2 protein-coding genes are annotated in these 2,695 nt (G+C 57.3%); both read right to left on the bottom strand.

Features of this window, described 5'->3' with window-relative positions:
* Positions 1–28: 28 nt before the first annotated feature.
* Entirely contained in the window at positions 29–1,030 is a 1,002-nt protein-coding gene (locus IV04_RS24580) for a zinc-binding alcohol dehydrogenase family protein (protein ID WP_037398596.1), read from the bottom strand.
* A gap of 126 nt (positions 1,031–1,156) precedes the next feature.
* Positions 1,157–2,695 (bottom strand): energy-dependent translational throttle protein EttA (ettA, locus tag IV04_RS24575; RefSeq protein WP_037441886.1); only part of this gene is annotated, 1,539 nt, incomplete at its 5' end.

Raw genomic sequence — 2,695 nt, 5'->3', positions numbered from 1 at the left:
GGGCGCAGCAGGCTGCGCCCTGAAATCGTTAGTAAACAATCACCAACTTACCCTGCATATGGCCTTGCAACAGCTTGGTATGAGCAGCGGCGACCGTTTCCACCGTCAGGCCATGCAGTGTTTCGCTCAGCGTGGTGGTCAGTTTCCCGGCATCCAGCAGTTGCGCCATTTGCTTGAGGATTTCCCCTTGCTGGGCGATATCCGGCGTATTAAACATGCTGCGGGTAAACATAAATTCCCAATGCAGCGCGGCGCTTTTCAGCTTCAGCGCGTTCTGATCCAGCGGCTGGCTGTTCTCTACGATGGTGCAGATATGGCCCAGCGGAGCGATCAACTCGCTGATGGCTGGCCAGTGGCCGTCGGTATCATTCAGGCACAGAATATAATCGACGTGCTTGATGCCCTCTTTGGCCAGATTGGCTTGCAGATCGCGGTAATCCACCACCAGTTCGGCACCGCGCTCGCGGCACCAGGCGGCAGACTCCGCACGTGACGCGGTGGCAATCACTTTCACTTTACTGCGCTGTGCGGCCAATGGGATCGCCAGTGAGCCCACGCCACCGGCTCCGCCGATGATCAGCAACGTTTTATCTGCTGTCGCATCCTGGATCTGCAAATGTTCAAACAGCGCTTCCCAGGCTGTGAGGGCGGTCAGCGGCATGGCGGCGGCTTCGGCCCAGTTCAGCGTGCGCGGTTTGTGCGCACTAATACGTGAGTCGATCAGTTGTTGAGTGCTGTTGCTGCCAGGGCGGGTAATATCCCCGGCATACCACACCTCATCACCCGGCTTGAACCCCGTGACGTGGCTGCCGACTGCCAGCACCACGCCGCTGGCATCCCAGCCGAGAATGCGTGGTTGCTGTAGGCCATTTTTCTGCAGGTTAGCATGGACCTTGGTATCGACCGGGTTAACGGAAACGGCTTTCACCTCCACCAGCAGATCGTACTGGCCCGGCGTGGGCTGTTCTGGCGCGATCTCGATAAAGCGGGCGGGATTTTGTGGATCGACGGCAATGGCCTTGATTGACATGATGCTGCTCCTTCGAATGAATGCCTTTAATCTCTCCGGCGGATAATATAGTCCGGTGCGGGTTTGTTTCAGTGCAGATGATGCGTAGGGATAAGAAAAAGCCCGCAGAGTGCGGGCTGAATCAGGTTACTTGGTGACTCTTTTGTACTTGATGCGGCGGGGTTCCAACGCTTCGGCACCCAGAGTGCGCTTTTTGTACTCTTCGTATTCGGTAAAGTTACCTTCGAAGAATTCAATTTTGCCTTCATCCTGATAATCCAGAATGTGGGTGGCAATACGGTCAAGGAACCAGCGGTCGTGCGAGATCACCATGGCGCAGCCTGGGAATTCCAGTAAGGCGTTTTCCAGCGCGCGCAGGGTTTCGATATCCAGGTCGTTGGTCGGTTCATCGAGCAGCAGCACGTTGCCGCCAACCTGCAGCAGCTTGGCTAAGTGCAGACGGCCACGTTCACCACCGGACAGCTCACCAACGCGTTTGCCCTGATCGACACCCTTGAAGTTAAAGCGGCCAACGTAAGCACGGCTTGGCATTTCGGTGTTGCCGATGCGCATGATGTCCTGACCGCCGGAAACTTCTTCCCACACGGTTTTGGAATTATCCATGCTGTCGCGGAACTGATCGACAGACGCCAGCTTGACGGTATCACCCAGCGTGATGCTACCGGAATCAGGCTGTTCCTGACCGGACATCATGCGGAACAGGGTAGACTTACCTGCGCCGTTCGGGCCGATAATGCCGACAATCGCGCCCTTCGGTACCGAGAAGGAGAGATCGTCGATCAACAGGCGATCGCCGTAAGATTTGCGCAGGTTGCTGACTTCCACCACTTTATCGCCCAGGCGTGCGCCCGGTGGGATAAACAGTTCGTTGGTTTCGTTACGTTTCTGGTATTCGGTGCTGTTGAGTTCTTCAAAGCGTGCCAGACGGGCTTTACCCTTAGACTGACGGCCTTTAGCGCCTTGACGCACCCACTCCAGCTCTTTCTCAATCGACTTGCGGCGAGCGGCTTCGGCAGAAGCTTCCTGTGCCAGACGGGCGTCTTTCTGCTCCAGCCAGGAAGAGTAGTTACCTTCCCACGGAATACCCTCGCCACGGTCCAGCTCGAGGATCCAACCCGCGACGTTGTCGAGGAAGTAACGGTCGTGGGTGATCGCCACTACGGTGCCTTCGAAGTCGTGCAGGAAGCGCTCCAGCCAGGCCACGGATTCAGCATCCAGGTGGTTGGTGGGTTCGTCCAGCAGCAGCATGTCCGGTTTTTCCAGCAGCAGGCGGCACAGCGCAACGCGGCGGCGTTCACCACCGGAAAGGTTGGCGATTTTGGCGTCCCATTCCGGCAGGCGCAGCGCATCGGCGGCGCGCTCAAGCTGGGTGTTGAGGTTGTGGCCATCGTGAGCCTGAATGATCTCTTCCAAGCGGCCCTGTTCTGCAGCCAATTTGTCGAAATCAGCCCCTTCTTCCGCGTACAGTGCATACACTTCATCAAGGCGTTTCAGAGCCCCCACCACTTCTGCCAACGCTTCTTCTACCGACTCGCGCACGGTATGTTCCAGGTTGAGCTGCGGTTCCTGTGGCAGATAGCCAATCTTGATACCCGGTTGTGGGCGCGCTTCCCCTTCGATATCGGTATCGATGCCGGCCATAATGCGCAGCAGGGTGGATTTACC

The organism is Serratia sp. Ag1, from assembly GCF_000743355.1.
In the GTDB taxonomy this organism is placed as follows: domain Bacteria; phylum Pseudomonadota; class Gammaproteobacteria; order Enterobacterales; family Enterobacteriaceae; genus Chania.
Note: the sequence above shows the minus strand (reverse complement) of the source record. Positions and strands in the feature narration are given on the sequence as shown.